Consider the following 17,859-nt stretch of genomic DNA (forward strand, 5'->3'; position numbering starts at 1 on the left):
TGGGAACATATGTTCGTGTCGCATGAACCGCTGGATCAAGAAACGCCAGGTAATCACCCTGGCGGTGCTCGTTCCGGCGGTAATCATTCTGGCGGTAGTCGGTCCACAGGTGACGCAACAATCCTGCATGCGGACCTCGATTCGTTCTACGCATCAGTCGAGCAACGCGACGACCCGACTCTGGCCGGCAGGCCGGTCATCGTCGGTGGTGGGGTGGTCTTGGCGGCAAGCTACGAGGCCAAGGCGTTCGGGGTTCGCACAGCCATGAGCGGTGGTCAGGCCCGATCACTGTGTCCTCAGGCGATAGTTGTCCCTCCGCGAATGTCGGCGTACTCGCAGGCGAGCAAAGACGTGTTCGACGTCTTTCACGACACGTCGCCGCTGGTCGAAGGAATCTCCATAGACGAGGCCTTTCTCGAGGTCGGCGGGCTCGCCAAGATCGTGGGAAACCCGCTGCAGATCGGAGCCAACCTCAGACGCGATGTGGCCGAGCAGGTCGGACTACCGATCACGGTCGGAATCGCACGCACCAAGTTCCTGGCCAAGGTCGCCAGTGCATTCGCGAAACCCGACGGATTGCTGCGAGTGCCGCCGGAGGGCGAGACCGAGTTCCTGCATCCCTTGCCGGTCGAGAAGCTGTGGGGCGTCGGCAAGATCACGGCCCAGAAGCTGCGAAACTTCGACATCGTGACGGTGGGTGACATCGCTCGGCACGACGAATCCTCGATCGTCTCGATTCTCGGGGGCGGCGCCGGTCGCCATCTCTACGCACTCTCACACAATCGAGATCCGCGCCCCGTCCGCGCCTATCGTGGCCGCAGTTCGATGGGTGCTCAGCATGCGCTGGGTCGCGGATCCCATCCCCGCGCAGAACTCGATGCGTCGTTGATGTCCCTTGTCGACCGTGTCAGTCGACGCATGCGTTCGGCGCAGCGGACGGGGCGCACGGTCACGCTCCGGCTCCGCTTCGCGGATTTCACGCGGGCAACTCGATCTCACACGCTGCGCCGGTCCACCGCCGACACAGCGGAATTGCTGAGCGCCTCGATGGTGCTGCTGGACGAAGCGATACCGATGATCGCGGACAAGGGCATCACGTTGATCGGTGTCGCTGTCTCCAACCTGGATCGGGACGGCGCCGAACAACTCGAATTGCCCTTCGACGGTCCAGGATTCGCGGGTCCGGACACTGCCGCCCTCGACTCGGCAATGGACAGTGTCCGGAAGAAGTTCGGCTCCGCGGCCCTTACGAGGGGAGTGCTCCTGGGACGCGATCCGGACCTGTCGGTGCCGCTACTGCCGGACTAGGTGAGGTTTTCTCGCAGAGTCGCTCCCTCGTATTCGCGACGGAACAACCCACGCGCCTGCAGCACCGGAATCACGTGATCGACAAAATCTTCCAGACCCCGCGGATAGGTTGGCGGCATCAGATTGAAACCGTCGGCACCGCGGCCGTTCAACCAGGATCCCATCTCGTCGGCAATCGACTCCGGTGTTCCGATCATCGTTGCGTGACCACCACCCGCAGCGAGCGTCCCGAGGAGCTCCCGCACAGTCGGTGCGTCCTTCTCGACGATCCGCAAAATAGTGGCGTAGCGTCCCTGCGGCCCTGTGAACGCTTCGAGTGGAGGCAACGGGGGCACGGGCCCGTCGAGATCCCAGTTCTCGCAATCCTGTCCGGTGAACAACGAGAGTTGGCGTATCGACTGTTCGGTGGGCAGCAGGAGATCGAGTTCGGCCTTCTTCGCCCTGGCCTCGGCGACGGTGCTGCCGACGTAGGTGACCAGTCCCGGCATCACGGCGACAGAGTTCGAATCCCGGCCGGCTCGCTCGATTCTCGATTTCACGTCCGCGTAGTAGGCCTGTGCGCTGGGTAAGTCGTAGGCAACCGAATAGATTGCCTCGGCGCGACGCGCCGCCAGATCGCGACCCTGCTCGGACGCCCCGGCCTGGAACAACACCGGCCGGCCTTGCGGGGAGCGCGGAACCGTCAACGGCCCGTCCACCCGAAAATGTTTGCCGTCGTGATCGATTCGAGAAATCCTGTTTGCATCGGCAAAACGCCCCGACCGGTCGAGAATCAGCGCGTCTTCCGACCATGAATCCCACAATGCGAGGGCCACTTCGACAAATTCGTCGGCTCGTTCGTATCGGGATGCATGATCGGGCATCGCCTCGAGTCCGTGGTTGCGCGCCTCCTGGTCGAACATCGAGGTCACGACGTTCCAGCCGGCCCGTCCGCCGCTGATGTGGTCGAGCGAGGCCAACAGTCGCGCCGCGTGAAACGGCGTGTAGAAAGTGGTGGAAATGGTGGTCACCAGGCCGATGTCCGCTGTCGCTCGTGCCATGGCAGTCAATGCGGTGATCGGCTCGAGAAACCACGACGCACCCGACTCGGGTTCGCGAACACTGTGACCGTCAGCGAAGAAGACGGCGTCCAGCTTGCCGCGTTCGGCGATCTGGGCGAGCGACTCGTAATACGTTATGTCGCCGAGACTTTCGACCGGTGAGTCGCGATGACGCCATGCCGCACTGTGATGTCCGCAACCGAGCAGGAACGCACCTATCCGCAGCTGTGCGCCCATCAGTTCTTGACGAGTCCGCCGTCGACAACCAGGTTCTGGCCGGTCACGGCCCGCGACCATGGGGAGGCGAAAAAGAGTGCAGCGTCGGCAAATTCGTCCGGCGTGGTGACTCGGCGCAGGGGAGTGCTTGCCGCGATCATGTCGAACACGGCTTCCGGTGTTGCGGCGCTCGCATCGGTGGTGCGGAGCAAGCCGCCCGAGACCATGTTGACTGTGATCCCGTCCGGACCGAGGTCGGCGGACAGCGTCCGTGTCAGTGCCAACAGTGCGGCCTTGGCAGCGGTGTAGTCGTGGTACGGAACTACCGGATTCTGGACCAGATTGGTTCCGACAGTGATGATTCGGCCGAAGCCGAGTTCGCGCATGCCTGGTAGCGCTGCCTGGGTGGTATTGAGTGTTCCGGCAACAGCTCCGCGTAGTTGAGAGTCGAAGTCGGTCCAGGTGATCGTGTCCGCGTTCGGCCGTGCATCGCCGTTGAACGAGAAGTCGACCAGTGCATTGTCGACCACGGTCGAGATCGGTGCGTCGAATCTCTCGCGTGCAGCGGAGAACAACTGGTCGACGGAACTGCGGTCCGTCACGTCCGCCTGGACTGCGAAGGTGCGATCCTCACCCAGTTCGGCGACCAGGGCCTCGGCGGCATCGCGGCTCTTGTTGTAGTTCACGATTACGCGGGCGCCCGAGCGGGAGAATGCTCGGCTCAGTGCGGCGCCGAGCCCGCGGGCGCCACCGGTGATCAGAACGATCTGCTCGTCCAGGCTGAGTGCGCGCTGAAATTGCTGTTCGGTCATGTCGACATCCCTCCGCCAGTGCTAACTGGTCAGGTTCATCGGGTCTGATCTCAGCCGACTTTTTCGGCACCCCGTGTCACCGTCCATCAGACCACGTGAGGTGAATCGTCCTGAACGCCGGGTGCGTTGTAACGGCCGGCGCGATGAGTTTTCGATCGCTCGGGAGTCGTAATTGCAAGCGAAGTGGCAACCGGCCGCTCGCCTTCGCCCCAGGAGATTCCGATGACCACCCAGCCCGTCCACAACGAAACTGTTTCCGGTAACGCCACGACGACGACACCTTCGGCCACGGCTCGCAAGCTCGGATACGTCCTGAGTGGGCTGTTCGTCGTTTTCATGCTCTTCGACGGCATCATTCACATTCTCAACCTTCAGACAGTCAAGGATGCGTCGGCTGAACTTGGGTTGCCGGACTCGCTGGCATTGACGGCTGGGGTGGTGCAACTGATCTGCCTTGCGCTGTACGTGATTCCGCGAACGTCGATACTCGGCGCGATTCTGCTCACCGGTTACCTGGGGGGAGCGGTGTTGACCAACCTTCGAGCTGAACAGCCTCTGCTGAGCACGACCCTGTTTGCCGTCTACACCGGAATCGTCATGTGGGCGGGACTGTATCTCCGGGACGAGAAGGTTCGCGAGATCATCCCGCTGCGTCGGGCCTGAAATAGGCCCCCGAGGGGGTTGCGTGGGACGCGGTGTCCCATTATGTTTGACCTCATTCAAGTCCGTCGACTGCAATCGACGGACTGGCCGTGAGGAGACACCGATGGCTCGGTCAGCGTCGATCGAAGTGGAAAAGCCGTACCACCAGGTACTGCAGACTTTGTCCGAGGGCTCAGTTGCCCGCAGTTTCGATCCCTATCTCGACATCGACTGGGATTCACCAGAGTTCGCGATCGATCCGCATGATCCGAGATGGGTGCTCTCGTCCGTGTCGGACCCCCTCGGGGCGACGCAGTGGTACCAGGATCAGTCGTTGGAGCGTCGAATCGCCATGGGAATGTGGCGTCAGGCGAACGTGACCAAGGTGGGTTCGGCCTTCGAGAGCATCTTGATCCGGGGAATGCTGCAATACATCATGGCGCTACCCAACCAGTCGCCTGAGTTCCGGTACTGCCTGCACGAGATGACCGAAGAGTGCAATCACATCCAGATGTTCCAGGAACTCGTCAATCGCATGGACATCGACGTGCCGGGTATGCGTCCGATGTTCCGGCGGCTGTCGCCGATCATCGGAGTGCTGGGAGCAAAGTTCCCGGTCATCTTCTTCATCGGCATTCTGGCTGGTGAAGAACCGATCGACCACTTCCAGAAGGATCTCATCCGTGAGGGTAAGGACACGCCGCCGGCGATGCTCCGCACCATGGAGATTCACATCGCCGAAGAAGCGAGACACATCTCGTTTGCTCACGAGTTCCTGCGCAATCACGTCCCCAGACTCAGTCGTACGAGTCGAGCCATCACATCGGTCGCCTTCCCCGGCGCGATGCGTTGGCTTGCGGGTGAAATCATGTCACCGCCAAAGGAATTCGCCGAAGAATTTGGAATCCCGGACGAGGTGATGAAGAGCGCCTTCTGGGGGAGCCCGCATTCACGCCGCATCCTGGGTAACTACTTCGGCGAAATGCGAGCCCTGGCAGACGAACTCGGATTGATGAATCCGGTGTCGAAGCGTGCGTGGCGAAAGCTGCGCATCGACGGCGACTACGCCCGCTACCGCGGCGAGCCGAAGCGTTCCGACAAGACCCGGATCTAGTCCGGCCGCGAAGTTCCTCCGTCGGAGGACACCAGCTCGGCTATGAGCGTGGACAATTCGACATGGGGATCGATCTGTAGTCCGCTCGAGCGGGCAACGCCGTCGAACATGTACCAGGTGTATTTCGCGAGGTCGGCGACGATCTCTTCGCGGCTCGGCTTCGGATCGGTGCTTCGGACCCAGTGGGTGAGCGTGCCCTCGACCATTGTCACCACTGCGAACGGTAGTGAATCGAAGGGTGAGGAGTCGATCCCCACGGATCGACCGACTTCGGTGATAGTGGTGCGGGCGGAGTCGGCGATTGTGGCCTTCAGACTGCTGATCGCGTCGATGCTCTCGTCGTCGTAGTCGGTGGGGCCGGTACCCATGAACTCGTGAATCCGCGGATGCTCGGTGATCCACTCGGCGACGGCGCTGATGGTTCGGGTCAGGATCTGGTCGAGAGTGCCTACCGAAATGCTCATCGACGCGTCCAGGGCCGCCGCAAATTGTCCGAGCACAAACGCTCGGACTCGTCGATCGAGGTCGTCTCGGCCGCTGAATTGGCGGTACACCACCGACTTGGCGAGGCCGGCACGATCGGCGATCTGCTGGACGGACACCTCGGCACCTGCCGCACGCTCTTCGATCAGTTCGACCGCCGAGGTGAGTATCCGTTTCTGACGCTCGGAGTTGTGTCGCTCCCACCGCGCTTCGCGACCGGTCAACTCTGCAGTGACAGGTTGCGCAATTGCGTCGCTCGGCATCGCGCCAGTCTATCCGGACGGACCTGCCGTGTTTCCGACTTGATCATCGGGCGCGGCATCGGGATCGGTCGTCGGTACAACGTGGGACACTGGTCGAGTGAGGTTGTATCGAGACACGGCAGTGGTGCTGCGCCTGCACAAACTGGGCGAAGCCGACCACATCGTCACGTTGCTCACCCGTCAGTTCGGGTTGGTACGTGCCGTGGCCAAAGGTGTCCGCCGAACCACCTCCAAATTCGGTGCCAGACTCGAACCGTTTGCTCACATCGACGTGCAACTACTTCCGGGCAAGAATCTCGACATCATCACTCAGGTGCAGACGGTTGACGCATTCGCCACCGACATCGTCGACGACTACAGCCGGTACACCACGGCCTGCGCCGTACTCGAAACTGCCGAGCGGTTGGCCGGCGAGGAACGCGCGCCGGCCCCGCAGCTTCAGCGATTGACGGTGGGAGCGCTGCGTGCGATTGCCGAGCAGGCACGACCGGTCGAGTTCGTGCTCGACGCGTTCTTGTTGAGAGCCATGGGCTATGCGGGTTGGGCGCCTGCCCTCGAAGAGTGCGCCCGCTGCAGTGCTCCTGGACCGCACCGGGCCTTTCATGTCGCCGCAGGCGGAGCCGTGTGTACCTATTGCCGCCCGGCGGGTGCTGCGACGCCGTCGCCCGGAGTGCTCGACTTGATGGAAGCCCTGCTCCGAGGGGAGTGGGAGGGTACCGATTCGGCGCCCGCGACGCTGCGGACGCAAGCCAGCGGACTGGTCGCGGCACACCTGCAGTGGCATCTCGAGCGCCAATTGCGGACGTTGCCGCTGATCGAGCGTTCGAGGCCGCATGCAGCCGTCGAGGTCGACTTGCCCGTGAGGCAGGATGGAACACGTGATTCGACGACGCGAACCGCGAACTCCGCTTGATTCTGCTGCTGACCGGGTGATCCGACCACCGGACCCACATCCGTCCGGGGCAACCCCGCCGATCCTGCAAACCGAACTGATCCCGCGCCACGTCGCTTTGGTGATGGACGGCAACGGACGATGGGCGCAGGAGCGCGGTCTGCCCCGAACCGCCGGGCACGAACGCGGCGAAGCTGTCCTGATGGACACCGTCTGCGGGTGCATCGAGATGGGTGTCGAGTGGCTCTCCGCTTACGCCTTCTCCACCGAGAACTGGAAGCGGAGTCCCGACGAGGTTCGATTCCTGATGGGCTTCAACCGTGATGTCATCCGCCGCCGACGCGACGAGATGAACGAAATGGGTGTGCGTGTTCGGTGGGCCGGTCGTAAGCCGCGCCTGTGGGCCAGCGTGATCAAGGAACTCGAGATCGCCGAAGAACTGACCAAGAACAACACCGTCATGAACTTGACCATGTGTGTGAACTACGGCGGCCGGGCCGAAATTGCCGATGCGGTAAAGGAAATCGCGAAGCGTGTCGCGGCCGGTGAGATCAATCCGGACAAGATCACCGAGGCGACGGTTGCCAAGTACCTCGACGAACCCGACATGCCCGACGTCGACCTCTTCCTGCGTCCGTCGGGGGAACAGCGGACGTCCAATTTCTTGATCTGGCAATCCGCCTACGCCGAAATGGTGTACCAGGAGAAGCTGTTTCCCGATTTCGACCGCCGCGACCTTTGGGCCGCCTGCGTCGAGTACGCCTCACGCGACCGTAGATTCGGTGGCGTCAAATGACAGGGGAGAACATGACCGACACCACCGACGAAGCAGCCCGCCTACAAGAACGCGCGGCCGCCTCGCTGGCGCATTTCGTGACGGTCGATGTTGCTGCCGACGGATCACTGGGTTTCCAATACTCCGGCGCGCTGTGTTCCATCCAGGCGATGAATCTGTCCGAGGGTCTGGACGTGCTGTCCATGACGTGCGTTCTCGCATGGGACCGACCGGTGAGCGCGGCACTGCATCGCAAGGTGGCCGAGCGGAATCGCACCATCCAATTCGGCTCCATCGCGGTGTTCGGCCACGGCAGTCTGGCGGACGTCATCCTGCGTTACACGTTCCCTGCCGCCGGACTGGACGACGAGGCACTGACCACGATGTTGCTACTGGCGCTCACCGGTGCCGATACCGCCCGGCAGGGTTTGATTCCCTGACGCTCTCAGGCGGCGGCGCAGTCGCGGCAGGTGCCGAAGATCTCGACGGTGTGACTCACTTCGGTGAAACCGTTGTCCTCGGCGATGGTCTGTGACCACTGCTCGACCGTCGGGCCCTCGACCTCGACGGTGAATCCGCAGTTGCGGCACACCAGGTGATGGTGGTGCCCGGAGGAGCAGCGTCGGTAGACGGACTCACCTGTGTCGGTGCGTAGGACGTCGATGGTTCCGGCGTCGGAGAGTGCCTGCAGCGTGCGGTAGACGGTGGTCAGGCCGATGCCTTCACCTCGCTTGCGCAGTTCGTCGTGCAATTCCTGTGCCGACTTGAATTCGTCGATGTCGTCGAGCAAGGCGGAGATGGCGCTGCGCTGTTTCGTGGAACGAACGCCGACTGTGGCCGGTCCACGTTTCGAGGTCGTACTGCCCGGGGTGTTCATGCGGTGGAATCTCATCCTTCTTCGGCGTGGGCGACAGCGTCGACGACGATGTGTGCGAGGTGATCGTCGACGAGTCGATAGAGAACTTCTCGTCCGTTGCGCTCGCCGCGGACGACGCCCGCTGCTTTGAGTACGCGCAGATGCTGGCTGATGAGTGGCTGAGTGACACCGAGAGCTCCGACGAGTTCGTGAACGCAACGCTCCGACTCGTGCAACTGAAGCACGATCGCGATCCGAACGGGTGCAGCGAGCGCCCGCAGAATTTCGCCGGCTGCCGCCAGGGTTTCCTTGGGCGGCACGGGCGCGGGCGGTGCGGCTTCGAACGGGTCGTGCGTGTGTCCGAGGTCGGAATGATCATGGCTTTTGTGGAGATCGCCGGTATCCGCAATGCTCACAGCGAGGCTCCTTCGAGGGGTAGATCATGATGTCCGGGCATAGCCATCTCACCACATTATTGCAAATCACTTTCATTTTGATATGCACAAGTATGCATGTCAACCTTGGACGGAAGTGCGTGGCAGCCGCCAGATAGGCTGATGGTGCGAAAAGCGCACGAAAATCATGCATCTATTACCCAGATGGAGAGCAATCGAGTGGCACCCAAGTCCAAGATCGAAGCCGTTGTCAATCTCGCCAAGCGGCGAGGCCTGGTCTACCCGTGCGGTGAGATCTACGGCGGTACCAAGTCCGCATGGGACTACGGCCCATTGGGAGTCGAGCTCAAGGAGAACATCAAGCGCCAGTGGTGGCGCAACATGGTCACCAGCCGCGAGGACGTCGTCGGCCTCGACTCGTCGGTGATTCTGCCCCGCGAGGTGTGGGTCGCGTCCGGTCACGTCGGTGTCTTCAACGACCCGCTCGTCGAGTGCCTCAACTGTCACAAGCGTCACCGTCAGGATCACCTGCAGGAGGCGTACGCGGAGAAGAAGAAGCTCGACAACCCGGACGACGTCTCGATGGATGTCATCGGTTGCCCCGATTGCGGCACCGTCGGCCAGTGGACCGAGCCGCGCGACTTCAACATGATGCTCAAGACGTACCTCGGCCCCGTCGAGAGCGAAGAGGGCATGCACTACCTTCGCCCCGAGACCGCACAGGGCATCTTCGTGAACTTCGCCAACGTGCTGACCACCTCGCGTAAGAAGCCGCCGTTCGGCATCGGCCAGATCGGCAAGAGCTTCCGCAACGAGATCACCCCCGGCAACTTCATCTTCCGCACCCGTGAGTTCGAGCAGATGGAGATGGAATTCTTCGTCAAGCCGGGCGAGGACGAGCAGTGGCATCAGTACTGGATCGACTACCGCCTTGACTGGTACACCGGCCTCGGTATCAACAAGGACAACCTGCGTCTGTACGAGCATGCGCCGGAAAAGCTTTCGCACTACTCGAAGGGCACGACGGACATCGAGTACCGCTTCCACTTCCAGGGCAGCGAATGGGGCGAGCTCGAAGGTATCGCGAACCGTACCGACTTCGATCTCTCGACGCACTCCAAGCACTCGGGCACCGAGCTGAACTACTACGACCAGACGACGGGCGAGCGGTACACGCCGTACGTCATCGAGCCGGCGGCCGGTCTCACGCGTTCGCTGATGGCCTTCCTGGTCGACGCCTACACCGAGGACGAGGCGCCCAACTCCAAGGGCGGCGTCGACAAGCGAACAGTGCTCCGCCTGGATCGTCGACTCGCTCCCGTCAAGGCTGCCGTTCTGCCGCTCTCGCGTAACGCGGACCTGACGCCGAAGGCCAAAGATCTTGCAGCGCAGCTGCGTCAGAATTGGAACGTCGAGTTCGACGACGCCGGCGCCATCGGTCGTCGTTACCGTCGCCAGGACGAGATCGGCACACCGTTCTGCATCACGGTCGACTTCGACACTCTTGAAGACCAGGCTGTGACGGTGCGTGAGCGTGACTCCATGGCGCAGGAACGCGTCGCCCTCGATCAGGTGGAAAGCTACCTGGCCGCACGGCTGATCGGCTCCTGATTCTCGTTCGAAGCTGACGGGCGGTCCTTCTCAATCGAGAAGGACCGCCCGTTTTCTCTTTCCCCGATGGTCCTTCAGGCGCAGGATCGAAGTTATGAGAAAACTCAGCGTGACCAACAGCGTGACTCTCGACGGTGTCATGCAGGCACCTGGTGGGCCGGACGAGGACCGTCGTGGCGGATTCGAGCACGGTGGGTGGGCAGCACCCTTCAACGATTCCGTCATGGCGCAGAAGATGGGGGAGGGGATGGCGAAGAAATCGGCGTTGCTGTTCGGACGCAAAACCTACGAAAACTTCGCCTCGTACTGGCCGTTTCAGACCGACAATCCGTTTACCGAGGTGCTCGACAACACGCAGAAGTACGTAGCGTCAAGGACTTTGGGTGAACCGCTGCCGTGGAAGAACTCGACCTTGTTGAAAGGTGATGCCGCCGACGCGGTCGCCACGCTCAAGGAAAGTGAGGGCCCGGATCTGGTGATTCTGGGCAGCGGCGACTTGATCACGTCCTTGGCCGCGCGACGTCTCGTCGACACCTACACTCTGCTGATACATCCGCTGGTTCTCGGAACCGGGCGCAGATTGTTCCCCGACGGAGCTGCGCTCGCTCAGTTCACCCTCACCGACAGCGTCCCTACGACAACAGGCGTCATCATCGCGACGTATCAGTTGAGCTGAACGCAGTTGAGCTGAACACAGTCGAGCTGAGTACATCAGGGAACTCGCCGAAATGCCGGATCTGCCAGCGCTGAGTTCTGACTGCTTGCGCGCTGGTCGGCGTAACCCAGGGCGCATAGACCCGGACAGCGCGCTTACCACCGGAGAAGTTCGTCGAGACGATGTCGTGTTCGACGAGGGTTTCGACGGGAAAGACGAAGTGCCCCGAATGCTCTTCGTCGTATACCTTCACCACGAACAGCATCACGCGGTCGCCGATGTCGAAGGGGCGGATGGGCCCGGCCTCGGAACGGCGCCACAGTGTGACGAACTGACCGAGCTTGGTCGGCGTCGTCTTGGCGGTTCGATAGACGGTGGGAAGGCCGTTGACGGTCAGCGTGTGAGCGTCGTACTCAGCACCCTCGGACTCGGGAATCGGTGTGGACCAGGTAAATCCGTCGGCGTTCATCGGCACCGATGATGCCACGAACCACCGACAACCTTCGTGACGAACGCTGTCGGTGGTAGTCCCGATTCAGGCCGAAGGCACCTTGTCGAGAAACCCGAGGACAAGCGTCACCCGGCCGTCGTCGTCGCGTTCGAGTACGTCGAATCCGTCGATCAGTGACTCGGCCCCCGACGGGCCGAGAGCCCAACCGAATCGGGCCTGTCGGTGATGCGCGTCCACCGGTCCGACGAGGGTGAAGTGCATGCCCGGAAATTGTTGCTGCACAGCGTTGATCATCGCGTCGATCTGATCGTGTCCGGTGACGTCCGCGAGCGGATCGGTGTAGCGACCGCCGGGTGCGAACAATTGCTCGACCCGTGCTTTACGGGCGGTGGTATCGGTTTCGTTCCACATGTCGATGTAGGCGTCGGCGATTGCGTCGAAGTCGCTCATGGTCGCTCCCTTGATCAGTTTCCGGTGGTGAATGTCCGGCGGCCTCGCCGGCTGAGACCACTGTTCCTCCGAAACTGCTTCGGGTCGATTACCTCTGAGGTCATGGCCTCGGCTACCTCGGGTCGCTAACTTGAAAGAATGACCTTCGAGACGATGGACGTGGGCTCCGAACTCAAGCGGTGGCGGGAGCGGCGAAGGCTCACTCAGTTGGGTCTCTCGGCCGCGGCAGGAGTGTCGACCAGGCATCTGAGCTTCATCGAAACCGGCCGCTCCAAGCCGAGCCGGGACATGATTCTTCACCTGTCCGAATGTCTGGATGTTCCTCTACGACAACAGAACACGCTTCTGCTGGCAAGTGGCCACGCGCCGGAGTACTCGCAGAAGTCGTTGGCAGAAGCGCCGATGTCAGCGGTCAGTGAGGCCATCGATCGCATCATCGACGCGCATGACCCGTATCCGGCCGTGGTGGTCGATCAGCAGTGGGAGATGGTCGCCGGGAACCAGGCCGTGGGAATTTTGACCGCGGGCGCCGCTGATTTCCTCCTGGAACCACCGGTGAACGTATTGCGTCTGAGCTTGCATCCCGAGGGCATGGCGCCGCGGATCGTGAACCTCGCGCAGTGGCGGGCCCACCTGCTCACAAGGCTGGCTCGGGAAGTGGAGGTCAGTGCGGATGCGCAGCTATCGTCGTTGCTCGACGAGCTGCGCGCCTATCCCAGCGGCGGAGACTGGCACGACGACCGCGCGAATTCCCTGCTGGTTCCGTTGCGTCTACGCGTCGGCGATACCGAACTGGCGATGTTCAGCACCACCACAGTGTTCGGTACGCCGCGCGACGTCACGCTCGCAGAGATTGCGATCGAATCGTTCTACCCGTCGGACACGCAGACGGCCGACTACTTTCGATCGGCCGCCGAGGTCACAGGGACTTCTTGCCGAACTTGAGCTTCCACGGCACCAGTGCAGACTCCAACTGAACCGAGAGACTCATCTTGGAGACGCCTTCGGTGCGCTCCTCGAAGCGGATGGGCGTTTCGGCGATCTTCATGCCGCGCTGAACAACTCGGTAGTTCATCTCGACCTGGAACGCGTAGCCGTTGCTCTGCACCGATTCGACGTCGATGTCGCGCAAGGTCTTTGCATGCCACGCCTTGAAGCCGGCGGTCGCATCCTTGACGTGCAGTCGCAGAATGGCGTTGACGTAGAAGTTCGCCCAGGCGGACAAAGCCTTGCGGTGCCACGGCCAGTCGCCGGCGACTGCGCCGCCTTCGACATAGCGGGAGCCGAGAACGACTGCCGCATCGGTAGTGGTGAGGATCTCGATCATGGCGGGGATCGCCTCGGACGGGTGCGAGAGATCTGCGTCCATCTGAATGACGATGTCTGCGTTCTCCGCCAGAGCCCGGCTCATGCCCGCGACGTAAGCACGGCCGAGACCGTCCTTGACCGTGCGGTGAAGCACTCCGACCGGGATGGGACCGTCGATACCCAACTTGTCCGCAACCTCACCCGTGCCGTCGGGGGAGTTGTCATCCACCACGAGGACGTGCAGGTTCGGGATCTTCAACGCGGCGAGGCGATCGACGAGCTTTGGCAGGTTCTCACGCTCGTTGTATGTAGGTACAACGACGGTTATCTGCGGGGCGACGCTTTCCATAACACCTTCGTATGATCTGTGATCCCGACTTGCCGGATGAAGCGTACGACGAGTGCGGTCGTGAACAAAGTAGGGATTTTACTACCTCGACGGGATCGGTCAGAACCGGCCGCCGCCGCCTCGACTGGTTCGGCCGCCGCCCCCGCCGCCGAAACCACCGCCGCCGCCACCGCGACCGGAGCGTCCGCTGCTGCTCGGTCCGCCGTACGAGCGGGGCCCGCCGCCACCTCGCAGAATGCTGTTGATCAGGATGCCGCCGAGGATCGCTCCCGTCGCATCGCCGCCGCCACCGCGGGGTCGTTGGTTTGCTTCCCAGGTGTTGACGTCGTTCTGCGCGGCGCGAAGTGAGTGCGTCGCCAAGGTGGTCGCGGCCTGGGCGTGTTGCAGTGCCTTCGACGGATCCGAGGCCTGCAATTGCTGGGCCGCCTGCAGGTGCCGCTGAGCCTCGGCGTAGCGAGTGCGCGCCTCCGCCCCGATCGCGCCGCGCCTGGTTCCGAGGAAGTCGCCTGCAGCGGTCACCTGAGCCTGTGCGGCCAGAATGTCCTGGGCGAGGCGCTGCTGTGCACGTTCGAGCTGCTGCTTCTGCTCCTGAGCGTCGGCAAGAAGCGCGTCGAGTTGGGCGTCGGCTGCGACGATCTGGTTGAAGGCTGTCAGCGGATCGCTGTCCTTCGACGTCTGAGCATTCGCCAACGCTGCCTGCGCTGCGGCCTTCGCGTCCGCCAACTTCTGCCCGCCTTGCGCCAGGTAAGCGTCCGCAGCGGTGATGCCCTGTTGGACGTCGTCCATCGCGGACGGAAGTGTCGCGATGGCGTTTCGGATGTCGTCGGCGGCGTGATCGACGCCGTCGAGTAGCTTGCGTGCCTGATCGAGGGCGGCTTCGGCCGTGCGAATCGCAGTGACGGCAGCGCCTTGCTTACCGGCCGGCAGCGCGGTGGCATCGCGGCCTTCCTCGATCGACTTCTCGGCGAGCGTCAGGCGTTCACTGGCCATCGTGACGTTGTTCACGACAGATGCCAGCGTCGGCGCGGGGAATTGATCCTTCAATTTGGTCAGAATCGCCTCGGATTCGGGCAAGCGCACGCTGAGAGAAACAACACTCTGCGTCAACGCATCGAGACGTGCGGGGGCGTTGATGAGAAGGTCGCGAAGCCCGTCGAACTCCTCGACGCGAGCTTCGAGTTCTTGGTCGGCTCGACCGCACGAGGAAATGATGTCGATCAGCATCTGTCGGCGTTGATCGGGAGTTTCCGGGATGGCGTCGTCGAGTCGCTGCCTGATCGCGAAGGCTTCGGCGAGGGTGGCCTTGGCCTTGTCGAATGCTGCCGAGAAGGGTGCGACGGCGGAATCTCCGAACTCGCTGCGGGCCAGATCGAGCTCCTCCTGGCTGCCGGCGATCGCGTTGTCCGTCTCGACGAGGATCTCCTTCGCGCGTTCGTCGAGCGTCGGCAGCGGGAGTGCGTTGAGGCTGGCGATGTCGTCGGGGGAGATGTTCTTCGCGGCTTCGACGCTTGCCTTGTTCTTGTCGTTCTTGCGCTTACGTGAGTACAGGACCACACCGCCCGTCCCGACCACCACAGCGCCGCCCGCGATGAGGAGTGTTCCGACTCCCATTCCGCCGCTCGTGTTGTTCGCGTCGCCGAGTGCGCCGGCTGCGGCAATTGCCGCGCCGGTCCAATCATCCTCGGCGAGAGCCGGTTCCACCGCGTCGGTATTGATCGATTCGATGTCGGAATCCGTGATGTTGCTCAGCTCAGCGGGCACATCGAGGTAGTAAGCACGCTCCGCCGTGGCAACTGCAAGCAGGACGGACTTCGTGCTCAGCGTCGACTTCGTGGCTGTCTGCTGTGCCCACGCCTGGCCACCCAGGTTGTTGAAATCGGGGACGAACGCGACCCACAGATCGATCTGGTGGTCCTCGCCGAGTTGATCGATCGCGGCTTGTATATCGCTGCGTTGCCCGGCCTCGAGGACCCCGGAGGTGTCGGTGATGTGATTCGGCAACACCATCGGGGCGTCCGCCGAGGCGAGCGCAGGACTGAAGACGAGCGCCAGCAAAGCGAAAATCGCAGCGACGGCGGCGGCGCTTCCCCGACGCCGAACGGGTCGGGTGGTTGTCCGACTCTGCTCTACCGAGGACAACTGCGCGAAGTGTGGTGCGAGGGCCATGACGCAAATCTATCCGTTGTGGCGCGTCGGCATCGGAGGTGATCGCTGCGAACTGGCAGAATTGCGGGAGTGAAACCTGCTTTCGGTAACCGCCCCCACGACCCATCACCCTCGCGGGCGGGCGGCTTCGGGGCAGGATTGGCTCGCTGGACGCGCCGACTGATCGCCGGTGCCGTGTTGATGGCCGTGGTTCTGGTCGGGGGTACTGCGTTCCGGGTGTGGCAGGTGGCGCGCATCGACGACACGCGGCCGGCCGACGCGATAGTCGTTCTGGGCGCGGCTCAGTATTCCGGCACTCCGTCGTCCGTCTTCGAGGCCCGACTCGAGCAGGCGTACAAGCTGTACAAGCGCGGAGTGGCGCCGCAGATCATCACTGTCGGCGGCAAACAAGAAGGTGACGAGTACACCGAAGCGGCGTCGGGAAAGATGTATCTGACCGATCGCGGAATTCCTTCGAGTGCGATCACCGCGGTGGAGACCGGTTCGGACACACTGCTCAGTATCGACGCGGTGAGCGCCGAGATGTCCTCGCAGGGAATCAATTCCGCTGTCCTGGTCAGTGACCCGTGGCACTCCTTGCGAACGCGGACGATGGCCCGCGACACAGGACTCCAGGCGTGGACCGCACCTACTCGTCAGGGCCCGGCTGTCTTCACCCGCGAATCCCAGTTGCACGGAATCGCTCGCGAAACCGGCGCGCTGCTCTGGTATCAGCTCACGCACTTCTCGGCAGACTTCCCCTACACGGCAGGGCAATAGAGACCATGACAGCTCACACCACCTACGGAGGCGGCACCTACTCCGAACACGACCTCGAACGTCGTGTCGTCGAGGCGCCGAAGCGAGCGGGGTTGGCGGGTTCGCAGATCGCAGCGGCGCAGCATCGTTCGGACTTCTCGCGAGATCGGGCGCGTGTCCAACACTCCGCGGCTTTGCGGCGCTTGGCCGACAAGACCCAGGTTGTCGGCCCGCGCGACGGTGACACACCTCGCACGCGGTTGACGCACTCGATGGAGGTCGCACAGATCGGGCGAGGGATCGCCGACGGACTCGGTTGCGATCCGGACCTGGTGGACCTCGCCGGTCTCGCGCACGACATCGGGCACCCACCGTACGGTCACAACGGCGAGAAGGCCCTCGACGAAGTCGCCAAGGACTGCGGAGGTTTCGAGGGCAATGCGCAGAATCTGCGGATCTTGACCAGCCTCGAACCCAAGATCCTGCGCCCCGACGGTCTGAGCGCAGGCCTCAATCTCACCAGGGCGTCACTCGACGCAGCCATCAAGTATCCCTGGACCCGCCCTGAGCCCGGCGCGAAGTTCGGGGCATACGACGACGACGCAGAGGTGCTCGCCTGGGTTCGCGAGGGAGCGCCCGAGCGACGGCAATGCCTGGAAGCTCAGGTCATGGACTGGGCCGACGACATCGCCTATTCCGTGCACGACGTGGAGGACGGGGTGATCGCAGGCCGGATCGACCTTCGCTCGCTTGCTGATCCGTCCGAGCAGCGCGCACTGGCAGAACTGGGGGCCTCCGAGTTCCGCGGCTTGGTAGTCGACGATCTGATCGAAGCCGCTCAGCGGTTGTCCGAACTCCCCGTCGTACGCGGAGTCGGAAGTTTCGACGGGACGCTGGGAAGTTCCGTCGCGTTGAAGAACCTGACAAGTGAATTGGTGGGACGCTTCGCCACGGCCGCGATCGCCAGCACTCGGCTCACAAACGGCAACCGACCCCTCTCGCGCTATCAAGCCGACCTCGACATACCCGAGGCCGTCGCATCCGAGGTCGCGTTGCTCAAGACCGTGGCGCTCTACTACGTGATGTCCGACGCCGGGCACAAGGCGCGTCAGGATCGGCAACGTGATCGTGTTCATCGCGTCGCGGAATGGTTGTTGGCCACGGCGCCCGCCGGGCTCGATCCGATCTTGCTGCCCGCATGGGAGCGCGCCGCGGACGACGGTGCTCGGGTCCGCGTGGTGGTGGATCAGATCGCGTCGTACACGGAAAGTCGGCTGGAGCGGGTGGACAAGGCAAGCCTGGGCGCGCAGGCCAGTTGGGGCTGAGCCGGCCGCG

General features: G+C 62.8%; 20 protein-coding genes and 1 riboswitch. Of the genes, 11 read left to right on the plus strand and 9 right to left on the minus strand.

The window, feature by feature from the left end; translation table 11 throughout:
* The first annotated feature begins 9 nt into the window (after positions 1–9).
* Positions 10–1,308 (plus strand): DNA polymerase IV, encoded by a 1,299-nt coding sequence (gene dinB / locus GN300_RS27370; protein WP_007731083.1) that lies wholly within the window; start codon positions 10–12, stop codon positions 1,306–1,308.
* Here the strand turns inward: dinB and GN300_RS27375 are convergent.
* Complete coding sequence (locus tag GN300_RS27375; protein ID WP_058039414.1) at positions 1,305–2,585, minus strand: LLM class flavin-dependent oxidoreductase; 1,281 nt, start codon at positions 2,583–2,585, stop codon at positions 1,305–1,307. The two genes, dinB and GN300_RS27375, sit on opposite strands and share 4 nt — an antisense overlap.
* Positions 2,585–3,376, minus strand: a complete 792-nt coding sequence (locus GN300_RS27380; protein WP_063316292.1) for a 3-oxoacyl-ACP reductase — start codon at positions 3,374–3,376, stop codon at positions 2,585–2,587. Before GN300_RS27380 ends, GN300_RS27375 begins: the two co-directional genes overlap by 1 nt.
* A riboswitch (TPP riboswitch) is annotated at positions 3,367–3,460 on the minus strand. (Overlaps the previous gene by 10 nt.)
* Positions 3,461–3,598: 138 nt before the next feature.
* Here GN300_RS27380 and GN300_RS27385 point away from each other — a divergent pair.
* A complete protein-coding gene (locus GN300_RS27385) occupies positions 3,599–4,039 on the plus strand; it encodes a DoxX family protein (RefSeq protein ID WP_003944516.1) in 441 nt (146 codons plus the stop codon).
* Positions 4,040–4,142: 103 nt separating this feature from the next.
* Entirely contained in the window at positions 4,143–5,132 is a 990-nt protein-coding gene (locus GN300_RS27390; protein ID WP_003944493.1) for a diiron oxygenase, read from the plus strand.
* On the opposite strand, the gene GN300_RS27395 is transcribed toward GN300_RS27390, so the two are convergent.
* Entirely contained in the window at positions 5,129–5,878 is a 750-nt protein-coding gene (locus GN300_RS27395; RefSeq protein WP_007731095.1) for a TetR/AcrR family transcriptional regulator, read from the minus strand. The genes GN300_RS27390 and GN300_RS27395 overlap by 4 nt on opposite strands.
* Positions 5,879–5,975: 97 nt before the next feature.
* Here GN300_RS27395 and recO point away from each other — a divergent pair, with 97 nt between their 5' ends.
* From recO to GN300_RS27410, 3 genes are read left to right on the plus strand one after another with little or no spacing between them, the layout of a single operon-like run.
* On the plus strand, positions 5,976–6,791 hold the full coding sequence (gene recO / locus GN300_RS27400; protein ID WP_029255636.1) for a DNA repair protein RecO: 816 nt from the start codon (positions 5,976–5,978) through the stop codon (positions 6,789–6,791).
* Positions 6,748–7,566, plus strand: coding sequence for an isoprenyl transferase (locus GN300_RS27405; RefSeq protein WP_003944543.1), 819 nt, complete (start codon positions 6,748–6,750; stop codon positions 7,564–7,566). Before recO ends, GN300_RS27405 begins: the two co-directional genes overlap by 44 nt.
* The gene (locus GN300_RS27410; RefSeq protein WP_019749000.1) at positions 7,563–7,985 is read left to right on the plus strand and encodes a YbjN domain-containing protein; all 423 of its coding nucleotides are present in this window, start codon (positions 7,563–7,565) and stop codon (positions 7,983–7,985) included. The genes GN300_RS27405 and GN300_RS27410 overlap by 4 nt, the downstream gene beginning before the upstream one ends.
* 5 nt (positions 7,986–7,990) lie before the next feature.
* On the opposite strand, the gene GN300_RS27415 is transcribed toward GN300_RS27410, so the two are convergent.
* A complete protein-coding gene (locus GN300_RS27415; protein ID WP_003944514.1) occupies positions 7,991–8,422 on the minus strand; it encodes a Fur family transcriptional regulator in 432 nt (143 codons plus the stop codon).
* A gap of 11 nt (positions 8,423–8,433) precedes the next feature.
* A complete protein-coding gene (locus GN300_RS27420) occupies positions 8,434–8,817 on the minus strand; it encodes a metalloregulator ArsR/SmtB family transcription factor (protein ID WP_003944457.1) in 384 nt (127 codons plus the stop codon).
* 198 nt (positions 8,818–9,015) lie between these two features.
* Here GN300_RS27420 and GN300_RS27425 point away from each other — a divergent pair, with 198 nt between their 5' ends.
* Together GN300_RS27425 and GN300_RS27430 are read left to right on the plus strand one after the other, a co-directional pair.
* Positions 9,016–10,407, plus strand: a complete 1,392-nt coding sequence (locus tag GN300_RS27425) for a glycine--tRNA ligase (protein ID WP_003944491.1) — start codon at positions 9,016–9,018, stop codon at positions 10,405–10,407.
* Positions 10,408–10,501: 94 nt separating this feature from the next.
* On the plus strand, positions 10,502–11,083 hold the full coding sequence (locus tag GN300_RS27430) for a dihydrofolate reductase family protein (RefSeq protein WP_030536596.1): 582 nt from the start codon (positions 10,502–10,504) through the stop codon (positions 11,081–11,083).
* Here the strand turns inward: GN300_RS27430 and GN300_RS27435 are convergent.
* Both GN300_RS27435 and GN300_RS27440 read right to left on the minus strand, forming a co-directional pair.
* Complete coding sequence (locus GN300_RS27435) at positions 11,058–11,549, minus strand: MepB family protein (RefSeq protein ID WP_054187671.1); 492 nt, start codon at positions 11,547–11,549, stop codon at positions 11,058–11,060. The two genes, GN300_RS27430 and GN300_RS27435, sit on opposite strands and share 26 nt — an antisense overlap.
* A gap of 48 nt (positions 11,550–11,597) precedes the next feature.
* Positions 11,598–11,963, minus strand: coding sequence for a nuclear transport factor 2 family protein (locus tag GN300_RS27440; RefSeq protein ID WP_054781579.1), 366 nt, complete (start codon positions 11,961–11,963; stop codon positions 11,598–11,600).
* 138 nt (positions 11,964–12,101) lie between these two features.
* On the opposite strand from GN300_RS27440, the gene GN300_RS27445 reads away from it, so the two are divergent.
* Positions 12,102–12,908, plus strand: a complete 807-nt coding sequence (locus tag GN300_RS27445) for a helix-turn-helix domain-containing protein (RefSeq protein WP_042924110.1) — start codon at positions 12,102–12,104, stop codon at positions 12,906–12,908.
* On the opposite strand, the gene GN300_RS27450 is transcribed toward GN300_RS27445, so the two are convergent.
* Both GN300_RS27450 and GN300_RS27455 read right to left on the minus strand, forming a co-directional pair.
* A complete protein-coding gene (locus GN300_RS27450; protein ID WP_003944487.1) occupies positions 12,883–13,620 on the minus strand; it encodes a polyprenol monophosphomannose synthase in 738 nt (245 codons plus the stop codon). The two genes, GN300_RS27445 and GN300_RS27450, sit on opposite strands and share 26 nt — an antisense overlap.
* A 99-nt stretch (positions 13,621–13,719) precedes the next feature.
* Positions 13,720–15,786, minus strand: a complete 2,067-nt coding sequence (locus tag GN300_RS27455) for a TPM domain-containing protein (RefSeq protein WP_063316215.1) — start codon at positions 15,784–15,786, stop codon at positions 13,720–13,722.
* A 180-nt stretch (positions 15,787–15,966) separates the two neighbouring features.
* Between GN300_RS27455 and GN300_RS27460 the strand changes: the two genes are divergently transcribed.
* A complete protein-coding gene (locus GN300_RS27460; protein WP_128638009.1) occupies positions 15,967–16,545 on the plus strand; it encodes a YdcF family protein in 579 nt (192 codons plus the stop codon).
* 5 nt (positions 16,546–16,550) lie between these two features.
* Positions 16,551–17,849, plus strand: coding sequence for a deoxyguanosinetriphosphate triphosphohydrolase (locus GN300_RS27465; protein ID WP_063316214.1), 1,299 nt, complete (start codon positions 16,551–16,553; stop codon positions 17,847–17,849).
* The last annotated feature ends 10 nt before the right edge of the window (positions 17,850–17,859 follow it).

This window comes from Rhodococcus sp. Ni2 (genome assembly GCF_021352185.1).
Lineage (GTDB): Bacteria > Actinomycetota > Actinomycetes > Mycobacteriales > Mycobacteriaceae > Rhodococcus_F > Rhodococcus_F qingshengii.

Coding starts and splice junctions, on each gene's coding strand:
- GN300_RS27450 (WP_003944487.1), bottom strand. CDS start 13,620: ATGGAAAGCGTCGCCCCGCAGATAACCGTCGTTGTACCTACATACAAC.
- GN300_RS27390 (WP_003944493.1), top strand. CDS start 4,143: ATGGCTCGGTCAGCGTCGATCGAAGTGGAAAAGCCGTACCACCAGGTA.
- GN300_RS27395 (WP_007731095.1), bottom strand. CDS start 5,878: ATGCCGAGCGACGCAATTGCGCAACCTGTCACTGCAGAGTTGACCGGT.
- GN300_RS27465 (WP_063316214.1), top strand. CDS start 16,551: ATGACAGCTCACACCACCTACGGAGGCGGCACCTACTCCGAACACGAC.
- GN300_RS27385 (WP_003944516.1), top strand. CDS start 3,599: ATGACCACCCAGCCCGTCCACAACGAAACTGTTTCCGGTAACGCCACG.
- GN300_RS27455 (WP_063316215.1), bottom strand. CDS start 15,786: ATGGCCCTCGCACCACACTTCGCGCAGTTGTCCTCGGTAGAGCAGAGT.
- dinB (WP_007731083.1), top strand. CDS start 10: ATGTTCGTGTCGCATGAACCGCTGGATCAAGAAACGCCAGGTAATCAC.
- GN300_RS27375 (WP_058039414.1), bottom strand. CDS start 2,585: ATGGGCGCACAGCTGCGGATAGGTGCGTTCCTGCTCGGTTGCGGACAT.
- GN300_RS27440 (WP_054781579.1), bottom strand. CDS start 11,963: ATGAGCGACTTCGACGCAATCGCCGACGCCTACATCGACATGTGGAAC.
- GN300_RS27460 (WP_128638009.1), top strand. CDS start 15,967: ATGGCCGTGGTTCTGGTCGGGGGTACTGCGTTCCGGGTGTGGCAGGTG.
- GN300_RS27415 (WP_003944514.1), bottom strand. CDS start 8,422: ATGAACACCCCGGGCAGTACGACCTCGAAACGTGGACCGGCCACAGTC.
- GN300_RS27445 (WP_042924110.1), top strand. CDS start 12,102: ATGACCTTCGAGACGATGGACGTGGGCTCCGAACTCAAGCGGTGGCGG.
- GN300_RS27430 (WP_030536596.1), top strand. CDS start 10,502: ATGAGAAAACTCAGCGTGACCAACAGCGTGACTCTCGACGGTGTCATG.
- GN300_RS27380 (WP_063316292.1), bottom strand. CDS start 3,376: ATGACCGAACAGCAATTTCAGCGCGCACTCAGCCTGGACGAGCAGATC.
- GN300_RS27410 (WP_019749000.1), top strand. CDS start 7,563: ATGACAGGGGAGAACATGACCGACACCACCGACGAAGCAGCCCGCCTA.
- GN300_RS27405 (WP_003944543.1), top strand. CDS start 6,748: ATGGAACACGTGATTCGACGACGCGAACCGCGAACTCCGCTTGATTCT.